16 protein-coding genes are annotated in these 20,641 nt (G+C 60.5%); 6 read left to right on the top strand and 10 right to left on the bottom strand.

Translation table 11 applies throughout. From position 1 onward, the window contains the following. Positions 1–22: 22 nt before the first annotated feature. A complete protein-coding gene (locus tag SIC17_RS12755; RefSeq protein ID WP_291892504.1) occupies positions 23–721 on the bottom strand; it encodes a molecular chaperone DjiA in 699 nt (232 codons plus the stop codon). A 147-nt stretch (positions 722–868) separates the two neighbouring features. On the opposite strand from SIC17_RS12755, the gene SIC17_RS12750 reads away from it, so the two are divergent. Both SIC17_RS12750 and SIC17_RS12745 read left to right on the top strand, forming a co-directional pair. Continuing rightward, the gene (locus tag SIC17_RS12750) at positions 869–4,444 is read left to right on the top strand and encodes a hydantoinase B/oxoprolinase family protein (RefSeq protein WP_412545602.1); all 3,576 of its coding nucleotides are present in this window, start codon (positions 869–871) and stop codon (positions 4,442–4,444) included. Between the two features lie 134 nt (positions 4,445–4,578). Next, complete coding sequence (locus SIC17_RS12745; protein WP_291892500.1) at positions 4,579–5,097, top strand: fasciclin domain-containing protein; 519 nt, start codon at positions 4,579–4,581, stop codon at positions 5,095–5,097. Positions 5,098–5,165: 68 nt separating this feature from the next. Here SIC17_RS12745 and SIC17_RS12740 read toward each other — a convergent pair whose 3' ends face one another. Together SIC17_RS12740 and SIC17_RS12735 are read right to left on the bottom strand one after the other, a co-directional pair. Further along, entirely contained in the window at positions 5,166–5,654 is a 489-nt protein-coding gene (locus tag SIC17_RS12740; RefSeq protein WP_412545601.1) for a hypothetical protein, read from the bottom strand. A gap of 20 nt (positions 5,655–5,674) precedes the next feature. Beyond that, entirely contained in the window at positions 5,675–6,613 is a 939-nt protein-coding gene (locus SIC17_RS12735; protein ID WP_412545600.1) for an ArsR/SmtB family transcription factor, read from the bottom strand. Between the two features lie 99 nt (positions 6,614–6,712). On the opposite strand from SIC17_RS12735, the gene SIC17_RS12730 reads away from it, so the two are divergent. Beyond that, positions 6,713–7,978, top strand: coding sequence for a D-amino acid dehydrogenase (locus SIC17_RS12730; RefSeq protein WP_291892492.1), 1,266 nt, complete (start codon positions 6,713–6,715; stop codon positions 7,976–7,978). A 24-nt stretch (positions 7,979–8,002) separates the two neighbouring features. On the opposite strand, the gene SIC17_RS12725 is transcribed toward SIC17_RS12730, so the two are convergent. Then, the gene (locus tag SIC17_RS12725) at positions 8,003–8,470 is read right to left on the bottom strand and encodes a hypothetical protein (RefSeq protein ID WP_412545599.1); all 468 of its coding nucleotides are present in this window, start codon (positions 8,468–8,470) and stop codon (positions 8,003–8,005) included. A 4-nt stretch (positions 8,471–8,474) separates the two neighbouring features. Next, entirely contained in the window at positions 8,475–10,142 is a 1,668-nt protein-coding gene (gene ettA / locus SIC17_RS12720; protein WP_300868294.1) for an energy-dependent translational throttle protein EttA, read from the bottom strand. Between the two features lie 168 nt (positions 10,143–10,310). Here ettA and SIC17_RS12715 point away from each other — a divergent pair, with 168 nt between their 5' ends. Then, a complete protein-coding gene (locus SIC17_RS12715) occupies positions 10,311–12,554 on the top strand; it encodes a DPP IV N-terminal domain-containing protein (RefSeq protein ID WP_412545598.1) in 2,244 nt (747 codons plus the stop codon). A 1-nt stretch (position 12,555) separates the two neighbouring features. Here SIC17_RS12715 and SIC17_RS12710 read toward each other — a convergent pair whose 3' ends face one another. The 3 genes from SIC17_RS12710 to SIC17_RS12700 form a co-directional block, all read right to left on the bottom strand. Beyond that, on the bottom strand, positions 12,556–13,062 hold the full coding sequence (locus SIC17_RS12710; protein ID WP_412545597.1) for a helix-turn-helix transcriptional regulator: 507 nt from the start codon (positions 13,060–13,062) through the stop codon (positions 12,556–12,558). A 737-nt stretch (positions 13,063–13,799) separates the two neighbouring features. Beyond that, positions 13,800–15,890 (bottom strand): TonB-dependent receptor plug domain-containing protein, encoded by a 2,091-nt coding sequence (locus SIC17_RS12705; RefSeq protein WP_412545596.1) that lies wholly within the window; start codon positions 15,888–15,890, stop codon positions 13,800–13,802. A 107-nt stretch (positions 15,891–15,997) separates the two neighbouring features. After that, positions 15,998–16,720, bottom strand: a complete 723-nt coding sequence (locus SIC17_RS12700) for a M48 family metallopeptidase (protein ID WP_291892481.1) — start codon at positions 16,718–16,720, stop codon at positions 15,998–16,000. Between the two features lie 81 nt (positions 16,721–16,801). Here SIC17_RS12700 and SIC17_RS12695 point away from each other — a divergent pair, with 81 nt between their 5' ends. Further along, positions 16,802–17,935 carry a DNA alkylation repair protein gene (locus SIC17_RS12695; RefSeq protein ID WP_412545595.1) on the top strand — a complete coding sequence of 378 codons (1,134 nt, stop codon included), beginning with the start codon at positions 16,802–16,804 and terminating at the stop codon, positions 17,933–17,935. Between the two features lie 84 nt (positions 17,936–18,019). After that, a complete protein-coding gene (locus SIC17_RS12690; RefSeq protein ID WP_412545594.1) occupies positions 18,020–18,931 on the top strand; it encodes an OmpA family protein in 912 nt (303 codons plus the stop codon). Between the two features lie 3 nt (positions 18,932–18,934). On the opposite strand, the gene SIC17_RS12685 is transcribed toward SIC17_RS12690, so the two are convergent. Beyond that, positions 18,935–19,405, bottom strand: coding sequence for a GAF domain-containing protein (locus tag SIC17_RS12685; protein ID WP_412545593.1), 471 nt, complete (start codon positions 19,403–19,405; stop codon positions 18,935–18,937). Positions 19,406–19,499: 94 nt separating this feature from the next. Then, positions 19,500–20,615: an SDH family Clp fold serine proteinase gene (locus SIC17_RS12680; RefSeq protein WP_412545592.1), complete on the bottom strand. Its 1,116-nt coding sequence runs from the start codon at positions 20,613–20,615 to the stop codon at positions 19,500–19,502. Positions 20,616–20,641: the final 26 nt, after the last annotated feature.

Raw genomic sequence — 20,641 nt, 5'->3', positions numbered from 1 at the left:
GTTGGCATCAAACACGCCGACGTCAATTGGACAGACCGACAATTAACCCTCTTTCCTTGAGAATTTGGTCATAAGCGAGGTTAATGACAGCCATTTTTTCGCCTGCAAGGCGTTGTGCCTCCGGCGGCGCACCTCGGGCGATCATTCGGTCCGGATGGTTCTGGGAGGCGATTCTTCGATAGGCGCGCTTCAAATCGGCGTCGGCAATATCCGCTTCGATGCCGAGGATCACATAGGGATCGTCATCCGGCGCCCCGAGATGTCCCATGCGAATGCGACGAAACTCGCGCGCATTGAAGCCGAAAATTCCGGCGACATCTTCCAGGAAACGCTCTTCGCTGGACGTCACTGCGCCATCCGCCTTGGCGATATGGAACAGCCCGTCAATCACATCTTCGAGCATCGCCGGATTGGAGCGGAAACGACGTGCGAGGCGGCGCGCATACCCTTCAAACCCCAGCGTGGTCTGCATGGCCAGTTCGAAAGCGCGGTCCAGGGGCTCGCGGCCCTCCGGGGGCGGACGAAAGACTTCGTAGAACGCGCGGATCTCGCTACGGGAGACGACACCATCAGCCTTGGCCATCTTGGCGCCTAGCCCGATCAAGGCCATGGCAAAGTCGGCATCACCGACCGTGCGGTCGTTGGGATCATCACAGCCGTCGCACGCCAGGAAACAATCCTTGCCCTTAAGTCGCGCTGCGAGCTTACGCCAAAATCCCATGTCTCTCCCGTCCTCGAGGTTATTTAGGAATCTCTCCCTTCAAAAGCCAGAGGGCAAGTGCGACGGATTTCCGCAGGATGCAGCACAAGCCGCTTGCACCCCTGATCCGCCTCGATAGGCTCGCCTCCGAGAACAGGGAGAGCGCGTGTGACAGCAGGGTCTGGCAGCTGGGAATTCTGGATCGACCGGGGTGGCACTTTCACCGATGTGCTGGGCCGGTCTCCCGCAGGCGAATTGACGGCACTCAAACTACTGTCTGAAAGCCCGGACTATGTTGACGCTGCCAGCGAAGGCGTCCGCCGCCTCGCCGCCGGAGCAGATGTCTCCGCTGTGAAGATGGGCACGACTGTTGCCACCAACGCCCTCCTCGAACGCAAGGGTGAACGTACACTATTCCTTGTCACAGCTGGCTTCGAAGACTTGCTGGTCATTGGCGACCAGACACGCCCGGACATCTTTGCGCTGGACCTGCGTCGCCCGGATCCGCTCTATGATCGTGTTGCGGGTGTCAGCGAACGTCTCGATGCGAACGGCAAGATGCTTCGCGCCCTGCCCGCTGATGCTGTTGAAGCTGAACTCCGCCAGGCCTTCGAAGATGGCATGCGCTCGGTGGCCATCTGTTTCATGCATGCCTGGGCCAATGCCGAACATGAAGACCAGGCGGCGCAACTGGCTGAAAGCATCGGCTTCACCACAATTGTACGCTCCAGCGTGGCCAGCCCACTGGTCAAGATTGTTCCGCGTGCCTCGACGACGGTGCTGGACGCGTATCTGACCCCGGTCCTTCTTGACTATGTCGGCCGGGTCGCAAAGGGCCTTGACGGTACACCACTCTATTTCATGCAGTCGTCCGGCGGGCTGACTGCCGCAGACAGTTTCCATGCCCGTGATGCCGTGCTGTCCGGTCCCGCTGGCGGCGTGGTCGGCATGGCCAAGACGGCACTGGCATCGGGCTATCCAAAGGTGATCGGCTTTGACATGGGCGGCACGTCAACGGACGTCTCCCGCTTTGATGGAGACCGTTTTGAACGGGTGCAGGACACTGTTGTGGCCGACCAGCGCTTGCGCGCCCCGATGATGGCGGTACACACAGTCGCGGCGGGCGGCGGCTCAATCCTCCATTTCGACGGTGAACGTGCCCGGGTCGGCCCGGAAAGCGCCGGTGCCATGCCCGGCCCGGCCGCCTATGGTCGAGGCGGCCCCGCCGCCGTGACCGATGCCAATGTCGTGCTGGGACGGATCCAGCCGGACTGGTTCCCGCATGTCTTCGGACCCGACAGCGATGCGCCGCTTGATATCGAGGCGAGCCGGGCCCGCCTGCACGAGCTTGCAGACCAGATGGGGCTGGGGAGTGCGGAAGCAGCCGCTGAAGGCTTCCTGGCCGTCGCTGTCGAGAGCATGGCCCAGGCCATCAAGCAGATCTCCATTGGCGAGGGTGTGAACCCGTCCGCCTATGCCCTCTCCGCCTTTGGTGGTGCCGGCGGCCAGCACGCCTGCCGCGTCGCTGAGGCGCTGGGCATCAAGACCGTTCTGCTGCATCCACACGCCAGTCTGCTCAGCGCTCTGGGCATCGGCCTCGCGGATCTGGTCGAGACCCGCCAGGCGGCTATAGGTCAGCCCCTGTCAGAGGCGCTCGAACCGGTGGCCGAAGCGGTGGAACGCCTTGTCAGCGACGCCAGCGCCGCGCTTACCGTGTCCCATATCCGCCAGGAAGAGATGCGCCGCAGCGTCCTCCTGCACATCCATATCGCCGGATCCGACAGCGCCCTTCCCGTCGAACTCGCCGACCTTGCCTGCATGAAGTCCGAATTCGACGAGGCGCACAGCCGGCTCTTTGGTTTCCGCCCGGAGGGTGAGCTGATCGTCCAGTCCATCACGGTGGAGGTCTCCGCCACCCCGGCCAGCGCGCACGTCGCACAACACGTCTTTGACGAGAGCGCACCTGAAGCGGCACAGGCGCAGGTCCCGATGTTCATCGACGGCGAAACCCGAAACATCCCCGTTCACGCACTTGAGCAACTGCGCGAAGGTCCCACTATCGCGGGTCCTGGCCTGTTGCTGGACGCGAATTCCACCATTGTTCTGGAACCGGGTTGGCAGGCCCGCCGTGACGGAACCAGCATGTTGGTCCTGGAACAGACCGAGCTCGTCGACAACATGACCGGCTCCACCGAGCTCGATCCGGTTCGCCTGGAACTCTTCAACAAACGATACATGAGCGTGGCCGAACAGATGGGCGTCGCACTGGAACGCACCGCCCACTCCGTCAACATCAAGGAAAGACTGGATTTCTCCTGCGCCGTATTTGACGCCGGCGGAGGGCTGGTCGCCAACGCACCGCACATGCCGGTGCATCTGGGATCGATGTCGGCGTCAGTCCAGGCAGCCGCAGCCGCCCATCCCGATCTCGGGCCGGGCGATGCTGTCGCGGTGAACGCGCCCTATGACGGCGGAACGCACCTGCCCGACATCACCATCGTCACGCCGGTCCACGATGACGAGACGGGCGAGCGCCTCTTTTTCGTAGCCTCACGCGGTCACCACGCCGATATCGGCGGCATCGCGCCCGGCTCCATGCCCCCCTTCTCGACAAACATCGAGGAAGAAGGCGTGCAGTTCCGCAATGTACGCATCGTACACCGCGGCAAATTCCTCGAACCGGTCGTGCGCGATGTGCTGGAAAGCGGCACCTGGCCTGCTCGCAACCCGGATCAGAATATCGCCGATCTCAAGGCTCAGCTGGCGGCCTGTGCCCGGGGCGCGGAGGAACTTCACCGCCTGATCGCCGACAACGGCCTTGATGTCGTCTCGGCCTATATGAAGCACGTCCAGGACAATGCCGAACGCTCGGTTCGCCGGGTTATCGGCGCACTGAAGAACGGTTCGGCCTGCGTTCGTCTGGATGATGGGGCAGAGATCCGGGTCGGCATCACGGTTGATCCGGACGCTCGCAGCGCCGTTGTCGATTTCACCGGCACCTCGCCGCAGCGCAAGAGCAATTTCAACGCGCCTGCCTCGGTGGCCCGGGCGGCTGTTTTGTATGTGTTCCGCTGTCTGGTGGGCGACAGCATTCCGCTCAACGAAGGCTGCCTGATCCCGATCGAGCTGGTCATTCCGGAAGGTTGCCTGCTCAACCCCAGACCGCCGGCCGCCGTTGTCGCCGGCAATGTCGAGACCAGCCAGCTGGTCGTTGATGCCCTGTTTGCGGCTACGGGCCGTCTCGCCGCGGGCCAGGGCACGATGAATAATCTGACCTTTGGCAATGATCGGCACCAGTATTACGAAACGATCTGTGGCGGTTCCGGCGCCGGTATTGGTCATGACGGGCAGCCCTTCCCGGGCGAAAGCGCCATCCACACCCACATGACCAATTCACGCATGACCGATCCGGAAGTGCTGGAACAGCGCTTCCCGGTTCGGGTGGAATACCACCGCCTTCGCGAAGGCTCCGGCGGGCCCGGAGATGTTGCGGGCGGTGACGGTAGTCGGCGTTGTGTGACGTTCCTGGAACCCATGACCGTTTCGCTGCTGTCCTCACGACGCAAGGAACGTCCGTTCGGGCTCAATGGAGCTGCCGATGCGCTGCCCGGGCATCAACGGCGTATCCGCGCCGATGGCTCGACCGAGACGCTTGGCGGCCTGTTCAGTGCCGAGATCGAGGCAGGGGACAAGATCGAGATCGAGACGCCCGGAGGCGGCGGGCTCAATTGTCTAGATCATTAAAACGACGAAAGGATTCATCCGATCGCCATTCGCCTGCGTAGATCTTTCCGTCACATCGATGAGACGCCCCCGGACGAGAGCGGCAGAGGCCTCTGCCTGCTCTCAATCAAAGACCCGATCTCAGGAGGAAAGACATGCGTCTTGTCACTTGCGCAGCGATTGCTGCATCCCTGTTTGCTGCTCCGGCCCTGGCTGGAGACGACACCAAGCGTAACCACACAAACACCGCGTCCATGCGTGCCGATATCGTTGATACGGCCGTGAATGCCGGTCAGTTTGATACCTTGGTCGCTGCCGTCCAGGCCGCGGGCCTTGTCGACACGCTCAAGAGCGACGGCCCCTTCACTGTGTTTGCCCCGCTGGATTCGGCCTTTGCCGGCCTGCCGCATGGTGAAGTTCAGCGCCTGCTGCTCCCGGAAAACCGTCACGAGCTGGTTGACATTCTGACTTATCACGTCGTTCCCGGAGCGATCACTTCGGACCAGTTGTCCGGTCAGATCCTAGCCGTCGAGACAGTTGAAGGCTCTACAGTCCTGATCGACGCTACAGACGGCGTACGGGTCGGTAATGCCCAGGTCGTGCAAGCTGATATCCGTACCAGCAATGGCGTAATCCATGTCGTGGACCGCGTGATCATCCCGACCGCGAACTAACGCGCAGCGGGCGCTGGCCGACAGGTCAGCGCCCGCGCTCACTAAACCCGTTTCCGGAAACAGTCCGGCTAGTCGCCGATCCAGAACCAGACGGGCGTAATCACCGTATGTTCGCCCTGGGTTAACCGTGCCGTACCGAGATGTTCGATGTGCGAGGCACCCTCAAACCAGGCGTCTGCCCCCGCCTCGTCCAGGATGAGTACAAACTCATAGTCCGGCAGGTCTTCGCCGGTGGCACGGAAAACAAACCGCTCCTCATCAACGGCCAGATGCTCGACCGTGTAACCGTGATAGAGGATCACCTGTCCGTCATACTGCTCACATTGTGGCAGAGGCGCCTGAAACATGATGCTGTCGTAGAAACGACCGTCGACTTCAACCGGTTCCGGGAACAAGAAATAGCCGGACTCCATGCCAAAGACATGAAATCCGTCTTCCAGCTCCGTTGGGTAGGAGAAATCGATCTCCTCTGCGCTGTCCTGCGCGAATAATGCCGGAGCCGCCGCGGCCAGCAGCACGCAACCTGCGACCAGGCGTGTGACCAATTGAATTCCCATTCTCTCCCCCTGTGTCAGGATCAAACCGCTTCAGCGACCCAGATCTTCATGGTCAGCTGATTGTCCTTGTCCATCGGATGCAGCTCGATCTGTTGCGCCTGGCTGAGGCCCGCTCGCTCGATGATCTCGTTCATCTCTTCGTCGGAGAAGCCAAGACGGCGATGATGCTGTTCCTCGCGCAGGACTTCATGCTGGTGCGGGGCAAAGTCCACGATCAGCAGACGACCGCCCTTACGCAGCACGCGGCCGCATTCCGCCACGGCCAACGCCGGATCATCGAGATAATGCAGCACCTGGTGCACAGTCACCAGCTCCGCCGCACCCTCCTCGAAGGGAAGCGCACCGACATCGGCGTGGCGTACCGAGCAATTGCTGAGCCCCGCATTTTCCAGATTGGAACGTGCGACATTGAGCATGGAGTGGTTGATATCGATCCCGATACCGCGCCGAACGCGGTCGGCGAACAATTCCAGCACACGCCCGGTCCCGACACCGACATCAATCATCAGATTGAACGGTCCCTCGCCCGCGAGCTGGCGCATCTCGCGCTCGACCTCGTCATCGGAGAGGTGGAGTTTGCGGATGCGGTCCCAGTCCTCGGCAACACTTTCAAAATAGGCCTGTGCGGCTTCGGCGCGCGCTTCCTTGGTGCGTTCGAGGCGGGAGATATCCCGTGCGATGATGGGGTCGTCCGGCGGCACCATGTCATTGACCAGCTCGGCCAGACGTCGTCCGCCACCACTGTCCGTCAGTCGATAGAAAACGTAAGCGCCTTCAGGCAGACGTTCGGCAAGACCGGCGTCCGTCAGCAGTTTGAGATGGCGGCTCACCCGTGGCTGGCTCTGGCCCAGGATATTGACCAGTTCGGAAACGGTCAGCTCCCCCCGCGCGAGCATGACCACCACCCGCAAGCGGGTGGGCTCGGCCAGGGCCTTAAGCTGGGAGACGAGACCGTCCATGAAAAACCTGTCCTCAGGTGTGCAATAAGTCTTGCTTTTATCCGCATCGTTGCGAAGTTCAAACACCAGTATGTATTCGGGATTCTGGAGCTTTCCAAAGTGCGCAAGGATGTGCTCGTCATTGGCGCCGGCCTCGCCGGCATTGCCGCAGCCTGGGAGCTGCACAAGCGGGGCATGAATGTCAGCGTTCTGGATGCCCGCGAAGGCCCGGCCCTGGAGACCAGTTTTGCCAATGCCGGCGCGCTGACACCGTCCGAGCCCGAACCGTGGAATGTACCCGGTGTTCACTGGGACCTGATCAAGTCGCTGTTTGATCCGCATGCCGCGATGAAACTACGACTAACCCCTCTGCCCGGCCTAATCAGCTGGGGGCTGCGTTTCCTGCGCAACTCCACTCACAAGCGCCATCTGGCAGCGTCAAAAGCCAATTTTGCGCTGTCACGTTATTCGCTGGGCCTGACCCAGGCGACCCGCGACGAGCTTGGTATCCAGTTCGAAAACATCAAGGCTGGCACACTCAAGATCTGCCAGAGCGAAGAACGCATAAAGGCCACCGCTGCCGCTGCGGAACTACTTCGCGAGGAAGGGCTGGAATACAAGGTCCTCTCCCGCGAGGAAACCATCGCGCTGGAACCGCAGCTTGAGCCGATCAGGGACCGTATCGCTGGTGCCGTTCTCTACCCGATGGATGAGTCCGGTGACGCCCATGAGTTTACCTGCGCGCTCGCCCGCAAGGCCGAGGAGGCCGGGGTCGCCTTTGAATGGAATACCCGCGTGACGGGCCTGATGGACCGCGCCGGCGAGATCATCGGTGTCTATACCGAAGACGAAGAGATCGAGGTCGATGCCGTTGTGCTCGCCTCGGGGCATGCCAGCTGGAAGCTGATGACCCCGCTGGGCCTTCACCTGCCCGTGCGGCCGGTGAAGGGATACTCCCTGACCATGGATATGAGTGGCCTCAATGAACGTCCCGGCCTGCCGGTCGTGGATGATGCGATGCATGCGATCGTGACGCCGCTGGGCGATCGACTTCGCGTGGCCGGCACAGCCGAGATCGCGGGTGAGGACATGGAATTGCGCGAGGAGCGCATCGACAACCTCAAACTTCTCCTGTCCGGGCTCTACCCGGAAATCGCCCCGCGTGTTTTGGAAGGGGAAGTCAAACCCTGGGCCGGCCTGCGCCCGATGAGTGCCGACGGCAAACCCTTTATCGGTGAGACGCGCGCCAAGGGCCTCTGGCTTTCGACCGGCCACGGCCATCTGGGTTGGACGCAAGCGATGGGATCAGGCGCCCTGCTCGCCGACATGATCGCGGACAAGGAACCGGCGATTGATCCGACGCCCTACGCGGCGGATCGGATTTAAAAGCGCGCTACTCCGAACTCAATTTCAAACTGGCCTGATGTCCAGGACGAAGTGTGAGTTGGCGAGGAACGTCACGGTGACTGTGTCGCCGTCCTTCACCTCGAACAAGCGATTGTTTCGAATATCGAAATACTTATTACAGACTTTGAGTTCTCTACTCCAAAGCACTCGCCGGTGGATATACTCGGCAACTCCCGTCATCGATTCCACACATCCGTCGCGGATGTCGGTAAAGCTCCGGATTAGGCGAAACCCCGCCAGGGCCTGCCAGAGTATGTAGATCGGTAGGACCAATACCGCGAAGAAGCCTTCACCTATTGAAATTCCGCCACGAAAATTGATCCGCGCCCAATCATCAAATCCGTCCCGCCCCAACCATAGCCAAAGTAGGATAGCCGGTACAATCGTGAGAACACGCGCTAGGTGCCGGCGTCGCCAGGCCGCCAAGGCCCAGCGTTGCTCGTCGGTCAATTCCAGCGGCAGGCCGCTCATGCCCTTACCGCGCGAATTTCTGGAACTTGATACGCTTGGGCATGTCCGCATCCGGGCCCAGGCGGCGTTTCTTGTCCTCGATATAATCCTCGAAATTGCCTTCGAACCATTCCACATGACTATCGCCCTCGAAGGCGAGGATGTGGGTGGCCAGACGGTCGAGGAAGAAACGGTCGTGCGAGATGACCACGGCACAGCCGGGATAATTCTCCAGCGCCTGTTCCAGCGCCGCCAGCGTTTCCACATCGAGGTCGTTGGTCGGCTCATCGAGCAGCAGCAGATTGCCGCCGGTCTGCAGCATCTTGGCGAGGTGGACACGGTTGCGTTCACCACCGGACAACAGACCGACCTTCTTCTGCTGGTCGCCGCCCTTGAAGTTGAACGTACCGACATAGGCGCGGGAGGGAACCTCCTTGCCACCCAGTTCAATCATGTCATTGCCGCCGGAGATCTCCTCCCAGACGGTCTTCTTGTCATCCAGCGCATCGCGGGACTGGTCGACATAACCCAGCTTGACGGTTTCGCCGACGCGGATCGTGCCCTCGTCCGGGGTTTCCTGGCCCGTGATCATCTTGAACAGGGTGGACTTACCCGCACCGTTCGGACCGATCACACCGACAATGCCACCCGGCGGGAGCTTGAACTCCAGGCCTTCGATCAAGAGCTTGTCTTCGAAACCCTTCTTGAGGCCGTCGACCTCGACCACGACACCACCCAGGCGCGGGCCCGGCGGGATGGTGATCTGGGCCGTCGAGATTTCCTGGCGCTCAGCCTGGTCGCGCAGTTCCTCATAGGATTTGATACGCGCCTTGGACTTGGCCTGACGGGCTTTCGGCGAGGAGCGGATCCATTCCAGCTCGCGCTTGAGCGCCTTGTCCCGCGCACCGGCTTCACGGCCCTCCTGAGCTAGGCGTTTGGCCTTCTGCTCCAGCCAGGCCGAGTAATTGCCCTCCCACGGAATTCCCTTGCCGCGGTCGAGTTCCAGCGTCCAGGTGGTGATGGTGTCCAGGAAGTAACGGTCGTGGGTCACAACCAGGACAGCGCCCTTGAACTCTTCCAGATAGTGCTGAAGCCACTGCACGCTTTCCGCGTCGAGGTGGTTGGTCGGTTCGTCAAGCAGCAGCATGTGCGGCTCGGAGAGCAGCAGACGGCACAGCGCGACACGACGACGTTCACCACCGGACAGGTCTTTCACACCCCAGTCAGAGGGCGGGCAGCGCAGCGCGTCCATCGCCATCTCGATCTTGCTATCGATGTCCCAGGCGTCGGCCGCATCGATCTTTTCCTGCAGCTCGGTCATCTCGGCCATCAGCTCGTCGGTATAGTCCTCGGCGAGCTTGATGGAGACAGCATTGAAGTCGTCGACAAGCTTCTTCAGCTCGGAGCCTTCAATTACATTTTCCCAGACGGTCTTGCTTTCATCCAGCTGCGGTTCCTGCGGCAGGTAACCGACCTTGACGCCCTTTTCGGCCCAGGCCTCGCCGTTGAACTCGGTATCCATGCCGGCCATGATTTTCAGCAGGGTGGATTTACCCGCACCGTTCACACCGACAACACCGATCTTGGCGTCAGGCAGGAAGTGCAGGGAAATGCCGTCGAATACTGGCTTGGCAGCACCAGGATAGGTCTTGGACAGCTTGTCCATGTGATAGACGTATTGATAGGCGGACATGGGCGCGTCGTCTCTTCTTGTCAGGGGAAACTCAAGGTCGCTCCGTGTAACCGAGTGCGCGCTTTTGGGCAATGGCGGGGATACTTGCGCATAGCCACAGTCCAGTGCTGGCCCCGTGGATCCAATTTGGGTACAACTTCGCCGAAGAATTCTTGGGGAGTGTCTGAAATGAAGTTTCGCCTGTTGGGTCTTGGCCTTGTGGCCACGACAGCGCTTGCGGCCTGCCAGCCGCAGGAAACTGCCGCGCCGGAACCGGCTCTGTCGATTGAACGTGCCTTCGCCAGCCCGTCACTGACGGGCCCGAGCCCGCGCTCACTGCGCTTTTCTCCTGACGGTTCGCGGGTGACGTTCCTGCGCGCCAAGGAAGAGGACCGCAATGTGCTGGACCTTTGGGCGATGGATGTGGATGGCGGCGAGCCCTACATGCTGGTCGACAGCCGTGTCCTCGTCGAGGAGGAACGCGAGCTGACCGAAGCCGAGCGCCAGCTGCGCGAACGCGCACGCATCTCCTCTACCGGTATCGTACGCTATCAGTGGGACAGCCAGGGCGAAGCCATTCTGGTCCCGCTGGACGGCGATGTCTTCCACGTGGATATCGAAAGCGGCGAAGCGCGTCGTGTAATGGAAACGCCGGAGTACGAGACCGATGCCCGCATCTCTCCGCAGGGCAATTTTGTCTCCTTCATCCGCGACCAGAACCTCTACATCACCAATCTGGAAACCGGTGAAGAACGCGCAATAACCCGTGAAGGTGGCGGTTTGATTTCCTGGGGCATGGCGGAATTCGTCTCCCAGGAAGAGCTGAGCCGCTATACCGGGTATTGGTGGTCGCCTGACGAGCGCTACATGGCCGTTGCCCGCGTTGACGAAAGTCTGGTCGACAATATCGAACGCATGGAAATCGGCACTGACGGTTCCGCACGTGTCGTCGATCAACGTTATCCGCGCGCCGGCACCGCAAATGCCAATGTCGACCTCTACGTCTTCGACCTGGAGACGGGGAATTTTTCCCAGGTCGAACTCGCAGATACGAATGACTACTACCTGGCTCGTGTAAACTGGGCGTCGGACAGCTCCACGGCATATGTCCAGGTGCTCGACCGCATGCAGCGCAATCTGGACATTCGCGCCGTTGATCCGGCGACGGGGACGTCAGACACATGGCTGATGGAGAGCACCGATATCTGGATCAACCTGACCCGTGATTTCCGTGCGCTCGATGATGGAAGTGTGCTGTGGACCTCGGAAGATACGCCCGGTGGGTACCGCCACATTCAGCACCGCGCCGCCGACGGCAGCCTGATCACCCAGATCACTTCCGGTGAGTGGGTTGTCGGCGGAATCAGCGCCGTCGATCAGGAAAACGGCTTGGTCTATTTCTCTGGCTGGATGGACAGCCCGCTGGATCGCCACCTCTTTGTGGTTCCGCTTGACGGCTCAGCCGAGCCGACCGCGATTACCGAAGGCGAAGGCCGTTGGGGCGGTTCCTTCAACAGCAATGCGACGGCTTTTATCGGCAGCTATTCCAACCCGACCACGCCACCGCAGACAGGCCTGTATTCCATCGACGGCGAACGCATTCGCTGGATCGAGGAAAACGCCCTGGTCGAGGGACACCCCTATTACGAGTTCGCCGACGCGCATATCGAGCCTGAATACGGCACGCTGACCGCGGCGGATGGCTCGACGCTGCACTACCAGATGTATCTGCCAACAGATTTCGATCCGAACCGCGAATACCCGGTCATCCAGTATCTATATGGTGGGCCCCACGCCCAGGTCGTAACGCGCGGCTGGCAGGGCACGCGTGCCCAGCTGTTCGCCCAGCGTGGTTACATCTATTTCTCGATCGACAATCGCGGTTCGTGGAATCGCGGTCGTGAATTCGAGGGACATATCCAGCGCCGCATGGGCTCCGTCGAGGTCGAGGATCAGCTGGTGGGCCTCGAACACCTCAAGAGCCTGCCCTATGTGGACGCCGACAATATCGGCATCTGGGGCTGGTCCTATGGCGGCTACATGACGCTGATGACCACGCTGCAGGCCCCTGGCGAGTACGCAGCCGGTGTCTCCGGCGCCCCGGTCACCGACTGGACGCTCTATGACACGGCCTATACCGAGCGCTACATGGATCACCCGGACGCGAATTTCGAAGGCTATCAGCAGTCTTCTGTCTTCGCCCATCTGGACGGGTATGAAACGCCGCTCTTCCTGATCCACGGCATGGCCGATGACAATGTCATCTTCGCCAACTCCGTCCGCCTCTACGCGGAACTTCAGGAACGTCGCGCCGATTTCGAGATGATGACCTATCCGGGTCAGCGTCACGGTGTCCGCGGCGAGGACCGGTCGGTTCACATGTGGTCAGACATCATGGAGTTCTTCGACCGTCACCTGAAGGGCGAGGAATAGACTAGTTCAGACGGTCCGCGCTCGGGCTACGGCCCAGCGTGCGTCGATACGCCTTGGAGAAGGTCGGGTAATCGCAATACCCGGCCTTTTCTGCGATCTGGGCCAGGCTCAGCTTTCCGGCACGGATGCACGCGCGGGCGCAAGCCAGGCGTGCGCGATCACGACAGGACTGAGGACTTTCGGCAAAAGCCGCAGCAAACAGACGGCTGAACTGGGCACGGGCATAGCCATACCGCGCGCCCAGCTCTGTGATAGAAACGACCTGCTCGCTATTGCGGAGAAGATCCGCTCGTGCGGCGTGCTTGTCACGAGTCGCTTGCCGCGCCAGACCCAGGCGCTCGCTAATGCCAAGCACCTCTTCAAGATAGTCATGCACTTCCAGCCGCAGATGGTGGAAAGCCGATTGAAGCCGGGCGGCTTCCTGCCCGCCACACACGCCCAAATCACCGTTCAGTTTCACTAACGCAGACTCAAGCCGACACGCGAGCGCTGGTGCCGGCTGCATCATGCCGGTGAGGTCTGTCTCCGCGTCGACGCCAACCGGCAGATCATCCGCGTCGAGAAAAACCGAGAAGCCGCGCGCACGATGCCACCCGCCATTCGCGTCTGCGGACCGTCAAGGGCCGGTCCGTGTCGTAGAATTCCTCACCGTCAAAGACACATTTCAGGCTGAGCAAGGGCGGGGTTGTCTCGACATGTACAGGGCCGGAATCGAACACGACAACGCCCGGCGCCCACAGATCCGGTCGTGCGGCTTCGACGGGCCGAAACCCTCTCATTCGATAGGGCGCTGAAGCGCTGTCGGACATCTCGATTTCAATGCGCTCGCTCTCGGCGCCTTTCCTTCGACACAACCTAGGATGCCGCACCTTCGAAGACATGAATGCTGTCCTACCAAGCCTTCATCTAGCGCTGGATCGTTCGCCGGAAGTTTGATGCGCTGGTCGAGCTCAAGGCCCAGCCCCAGGTGTCGGGATAGTTGCCCACCATCAGCCCATGCCCGTGTTCGAACCCGAACCAGCGCACCAAGTCCGGTGACCCACAGGAGTGCGGCTAAAAAACCCTGACAGGCCGACCGGGACACTCGACAACTGCCATCGAGTTCGTTGACGCTATCAGCGCCATGAAGGCCCGGTACATGTCAGTTTGTGACTGTTTGCAGGCGATAACGGCCCTGTCACCACAGACAAAAAGGCCGGCCCCGTTGGGGACCGGCCTCTGGTCGTCTGACCCAAGGGGGGAGGGTCAGAAAGTCTTGCGCGCGGTCAGGACGACGAACCCGCCAAGATCCTGTTCACGGAACTCGACCGCTTCCAGCGTGCCCACATCGCGGGCATCGGAGAAGAAGCGACGTTCACGCTCCCGAACCTGCGGTGTGAGATCCTGCCAGGACAGGCGCACCGTCGCGTCGAAGAACGCTGTGGTCTCAACCCACAGATCCAGGCGCGGCTCGCGGCTGAAGATGTAGACCTCGTCAAAGCGATACATATCCTCGTCGCCGAGCACGTGGCCGCTGAAACCCCAGGACATGTTGTGCTGGGTCAGGTTCTGGCGGAAATTCGCCATGAACCGCCAGTCCTCATTCCCCTGGAAACGACGGCTTTCGCCGGTGGTCGGGTCAGTGACTTCCGTATCGCGCAGGAAGACAGACAGGTTCAGGCGGCTGTCGCCCAGACCATAATCATCCAGCGGGATCGCCGTTTCGGCCAGCATGTAGGTGCGCCGCCCGTCGCCGATATTGCCCGGCGCATCGAAGGTGGTCGTCAGCGGCGGCGTGACGCTGCCGTCGGTCACCACCGTCACCGGCTGCGCATCACGCACATCCTCGACCTCTTCATGGGTCAGGCTGACCCGGAAGAAACCCTCGCCATTCCAGCGCCTTTCCCACTGGGCCGTGGCGCGCCAGGTCTTTTCCGGTTCCAGCTCCGGATTGCCGATCAGGACGACATCGTCCGTCGGATTGATGGAGCTTGCAAAAGCGCCAAAGGAAAGCTGGCCAACATCACGTTCCAGACCGAACACCCACTGGGTGTCCTCGTCAGCATTCCAGGTCAGCGTGATCGACGGTTTGGGATAGTCAAAGCTGCGCTCACGGGAGGCATCGCCGGACTGTGAAATCGTGGAACGTTCCAGACGGAAACCGGACTCCACGGTCACACTGTCCATCGGACGCCAGACGTGGGAGGCAAAGATCTCCGCACGCTCTTCCTCCACACGCGTGTTGGAAACCGGCAGCTGGGTCGGCTGGGTGGAGCCGGCAGCGACGGAGATCAACAGGCTGTTTTCCAGATAGTTGAACGCGCCTTCCGCACCGAACTCAAAGGAGTGACGATCGTTCATATCCCAGGTCACAGTGCCGCGAACCGCGCGCTCACCACTCTCGACGTCATTGTCGAATAAAGTCGTGTTGCGGCTGCCGGTTTCGGTGGCGCGCAGGAATTCATCCGCGGAGGTGGATTCGCTCTGCTGGTTCAGCAGGACAAGCTGGCCGGACAGATTTTCGCCCAGCGGACGCTCATACGTCAGCGTGCCTTCCCAGCTCGTATTCTCGGACTCCGTCGTGAAGATTTCCGTACGCAGCGGCGCGCCGGCCGCATCGAACACGCGGGAGGTATCCAGGCCGTTGTATTCACTCTGGTTGGCGGAGAGGGAGAGGTTCAGGCGGGAACCATTGTCAAAGGTCGTGTTGACGGAACCGGATACACGCGGCGCAAAACGATCCTGAGAGGTGCGCTCGTCACGGCTCTCGATCAGGTTTCCGGCTGCGTCATAAAGCCATTCATCACGCAGGACCGGTGCTCCGTTGGTGTCCAGGCCGCCTGCCAGGGTGATGCGCGTGTCACCGCGTTCCCACGTGGTCGAGATCGATCCGTTGGGCGTGATGCGTCCGCCACCGGCCCAGTAGATCGCGCCCAGCGAGGCCGTCGTGGAGCGGCTGGATTCCTCTTCACGCAGGACGACATTCACAACGCGCGTCTGGCCGCGCATGTCGATACCGGCAACCGCTTCGCGGACCAGCTCGACATGTTCAATATTGCCAACCGGGATACGACCGAGGATATCGTGAATGCTCTCCGACTTGGTGCTCTGGCGTTCGCCGTCGATGAGGACGTTTGCGAACGTATCCGCCAGGCCGCGTACATGCTGACCATTATCGATGGAGAAACCCGGAACCTGATTGACCATGTCCAGCGCCGTGATCGGATTGAACGCGTCGAAATAGGTCGTCGCATAGACCAGGACGGCACCATCCTGGGTGCTGGTTTGAGCCAGGGCCGTGCCCGAAAGCAGGAGTGCCGCGAGGCCAACGGCTGCCGTCTTCTTGAACAGTTTCACTATTGATATCCCGAATTTGATCACACCGCCCCGAACGGCGTGTTGTCAGATGCGGGTTGTGACAGTCGTGGCATTACCGGTGCCTGTACCGGCATCTTACCTTTCGGTTAGAAGTATACATGTACGTAAGAATTAGTTTTCAGATACTCACGCTGGATTCGCCAGTCTGGACAGGCTTTTTCGACTGTTTCCCAGAAGGCCCGGGAATGGTTGGCATGGACCAGGTGAGCCGCCTCGTGAGAACACACATAGTTGATCACGTCGTGAGGAAAGCCCATCAGCCTCCAATTGAGTCGAATGGTGGCATCGGACGCGCAGGAACCCCAGCGTGACTTCTGCTCGCGAACAATCACCTTGCGTACCTCGCGCCGGAAAAAACGGGCATGCTGCTCGGTCAGGGGCTGCATCAGTTTCAGACCCTCGCGTTTGTAGAAACGCACCAGCCCGTTGCGCACGGTCGTTTTCAGGAGTTCGCCTGAAAGCTCCGGATCCACACGCACCACGATTTCACCCCCGGTCTCCACGACACGTGTACGAACGCCTTCGCGCTGCACACGCAGTTCCCGCTCCCCGCCCAGCCAGGGCAAGCGCTCGCCATCAACAAATTCAAGCTCGGGCGCCGAAGGACGCTCGGCCCATTTGGCCAGCTTTTTCAGGATCCAGTCCGACTTGCGATGGAGCGCTGCCTCAACCTCGCGCCGGGGCACGTGACGCGGCGCCGTCACCGCCAGCCCCGTCTCGGAAACCACAAAACCGATTGTCCGGCGTGATGACCGTTTGAGCTGGTAATCGACCTGCTGGCCGTCGAGCTGGATGGTTTCTGGTGACATAAGGCCGTCAGGAAGCACACTTGTGAATCAAGAGCGCCGATGGTGACCTGCCGCCCTCTTCAAGACAAGCCGGACAACCGTATGCCCGAACCGCTGAAAAACCTCTATTCACCCGCGCTTATCGAAAAGATGGGTAACCATCTCAAGCGCGTCTCCCCCGGCTTTGACAAAGCGATGTTTGTCGACAAGGCCAGTACGGGACTGGATGTTCTCGAGCTGAAAGAGCGAGCGGCGCAGATCAGGATTGCCCTCGATGCCTGTCTGCCTTCCGATCTGGAGAGGGCAATCGAGATCATGCTGGCCAGCCTTCATCCCGAAGACAATGTCGAACTCTCCGATGTGGGCATGGACGACAAGGGTATTCGCGGCTGGGCCGTCATGCCGATGAGTGACCTGGTGGGATTGCGCTGTAACGAGTCGTTCGATGCGGCACTGAACGCCCAGAAAGAGATGACCAAGCGCTTTTCTTCCGAGTTCGGTATCCGCCATCTCATCCTGGCGGACCAGGACAGGGCCATGGCTGCGATCACGAAATGGGCGGATGATGACAATTACCATGTCCGCCGACTGGCCTCGGAAGGCACCCGCCCTCGCCTGCCCTGGGCCATGAAATTGCCGGCCTTCATCGCGGATCCAAGCCCCAGCCTGCCGATCCTGGAAAAACTGAAAAATGACCCGACCGAATATGTCCGTCGTTCGGTCGCCAATCATCTCAACGACATCGCCAAGGACAATGCGGACACGACAGCAGGCATTTGTGCACAATGGATGGAGAACGCCACACCGCACCGCAAAAAGCTTATCCGCCACGCACTACGCACCCTGATCAAACAGGGCCATCCGGTCGCACTGGAAACGCTCGGTTTTGGCGAAGCCGAGATCGAGCTCTCCTCGCTCAACATCCGGACACCCGTCGTTCAGTTCGGCGAGGCGCTGGAGTTCGAAGGTGTGATCCGGTCAACCGCAGACCGCAAACAGCAGCTTGCAATCGATTTCATCGTCCACTGGCGCAAGGCCAATGGCGACACGGCACCCAAGGTCTTCAAGCTGAAAACCCTCACCCTGGGTCCAGGCGAACACGTCTCTATCCAAAAACGCCACCCGATCCGCCCGATCACCACGCGAAAATACTATCCCGGTCCCCAGGCAGTGGAATTGCAGGTCAATGGCAAACCCTGCGGCCGCCACGATTTTGAACTGGTGATGACGGATTGAAACCAATCTGCTGTGGACCAGATTTCCAGTGCGCTCCACTACCTCGCCTGATAGGGTCACCGGACAAACAAGCCGGGGGTCGTCATGATCAAGCTGTCTGTCCTGTCTGCATGTGTTGCCTTCCTGTTCATCACCACAACCAGCTGGGCCCAGAGAGAGGTCGGCGGGCATCCGCTGGTCATGCTTTATGAAGGTGCTGAGCTTCGATCCGGCGAGCAGTTCGAGTTTGATACCTATCGCCTTGTCACCGGTTTTGATTTCGATAAACGCGAGGCGACGGGGATAACGATCGAAGGCCGTCTCAACCGCCTCTATCACGATAATCCTGACGAAAGATCCGAGTATGAGATCTTCGCCAACTATCTTGAGGCCTTCGAAGACGCAGGATTGACGATCATCTTCCAGTGCGCAGGTGATGGTGAGTGTTTCACCGGCTCCACCCGGAATGCCTATCGAAACTTCAATGGTTTCGCCGCGATAAATGGGGGCAGTTCACGTTACGCGGCCGGCACGCTCGAACATGAAGGCCGACTGGCCTATATCGCCTTTGGCACCGGTCGACACGGCACCTCGATCGACATTATCGAAACCGCTGAAATGGCGACCGGCATGGTGACCGTGTCCGCCGAGGTCCTCGCATCCGGTCTTGAAGCTGACGGCCATGTGCGCGTTGACGGTCTGTTGTTTGCGCTCGACGAGCCCGACCTCCTGCCCGGTTCGGAAGAGGCCTTGCAAGCGGTCGCCGACCTGTTGCAGCAGAACCCCGAAATGTCCCTTTATGTGGTCGGCCACACGGACAGCAGCGGCGCTTTGGCCCACAACATGTCACTGTCACAACGGCGCGCCGGCTCGGTTGTCACGGCTTTGGTGGAGCAATACGGGATCGATGCCGCGCGACTGGAGGCGCATGGTGTCGGTCCGCTCTCGCCGGAAGCCAGTCAGGCAAGCGACGCCGGTCGCGCCCTCAACCGGCGCGTGGAAATTGTCCTGAAATAGGGCTTAGACCGTCAGCAGATCGCGGCAGATCGCTTCCAGACCGGCCTGGTCCTCAGTGTCGAAAGCGCCGAACTCGGTGGAGTCGACATCAAGCACCGCCGCCAGCTCGCCCTTGCCGTCGAAAACGGGCACGACGATCTCCGAATTGGACCGGCTGTCACAGGCGATATGGCCCGGGAAGGCGTGCACATCCTCGACCAGCTGGGTCTCGCCTGTCGCCGCGGCAGCGCCACAAACACCCTTGCCGAAGGGAATGCGCAAACAGCCCATCGTGCCCTGATAGGGCCCGACAACCAGCTCGGTCTTCTTGGCCGGATCAACGACGTAGAAGCCCGTCCAGAAGTAGCGGTCCCCGAACGTCTCGCGCAGGAGGCAGGAGGCGGTCGCATAACGCGCCGTGTGGGATGTTTCCCCCGTCACCACCGCAACGATCTGCTTGCGGACATCTTCATAGAGTTCAGCTTTGCTGGTCATGGCGCTTTCCCTTGTGCTGGTTGCAAGGTGGCGATGATGACGCGGGTTTCAAGGCGCAGGTGCAGCTGAGTGCCCAGCGCGAACGCCTGAATTGCTACTCGATGCCTTCAAGTGTCTTGTCGATCACTTTCTGGATGATCGGGTCGGTGCGGTCCGGGCGGCCAGGCGTGGGTGGCTGATCGTCATCCCCGGACGCATTCGGAGTATCCGGCTTCTTCTCGTCCGCGTCTCGCGCTGCCTTGTCAGCCTCGCTGGCAGCCTTGGTCTGGATCATGCGGATACGGGCATCGACCAGATTATAGACGTCCGGCGGGATGCTCTTGGACAGATTGATCCCGAGCTCGCGCGCGGAGGTCGGTGATATGGCCTGGCTGTGCGACATCTCGCCCGAGGTCAGATGGTCAGCGAGCGCACGCGACCGCGCCGCATCGGTTCGCGGGCCATCTGCCGGCATCTTGCCGGGCGGGAGCTTGTGAACAGGGTTGATGATCTCCCGCGCCACTTCCTGCGCATACTTGTCGTATTTGGAGGCTTCATGCGCGAGCAAAACCAGAAGGTCCTGGGTCTGTTCCACCCCCTTTTGAGCGATCAGATCTTCATAAGCCTCGCTCGGGAAAGAACCGTAAATCGTATCGATCGGGCCCAGGGAAGCGGTCTCATCCATGTAGATCCGGTCCGCCGCCAGGGCGATAAATGTGCCACCTGACATCGCCACATAAGGCACATAGACCGTGATCTTGGGATGTTTGTAGGGATTGTTCCTGCCGACTTTCTTGAGGTGCTTTTTCAGGGCCAGGGCGACCATGTGCGCCGGCCGGGCATAGCCGCCCAGCGTATGCAGAATGATCATGATGTTCGTTCGGGCATTCGCGCCGCGAATAGCAGCGATGGCGTTGAAGGCCTCGTCGAAGGTGATTTCCTGCTCGGCGCTGTCGCGTCCCTCGAATTCATCGCCCAGATCATGGATCAGATCGATGACAATCGTATTCTTGCGGTTGCGCTTTTCGAGACTGGTTTTCGCCTTCTCGTAACCCGCCTTGGCTTCATCATAGGGGCGCCCGAGCCAGCTGCGCAGCTTGACCAGGGAATCAGCATCCCGCTTGCGACGCTCATTCTGAAGGAATTGCCAGTACACCCAGCACAGCAGCGAAATCACCGCGAACGAACCCGCAGCGATTACCAGCTCTTGCTCGGAAACCGACTCAAACACACTTCCCCCCTTACCGCGAAGCGGAA

It is taken from the genome of Maricaulis sp. MIT060901 (genome assembly GCF_047123815.1).
Taxonomy (GTDB): domain Bacteria; phylum Pseudomonadota; class Alphaproteobacteria; order Caulobacterales; family Maricaulaceae; genus Maricaulis.
This window is presented reverse-complemented; position numbering and strand designations above follow the sequence as displayed.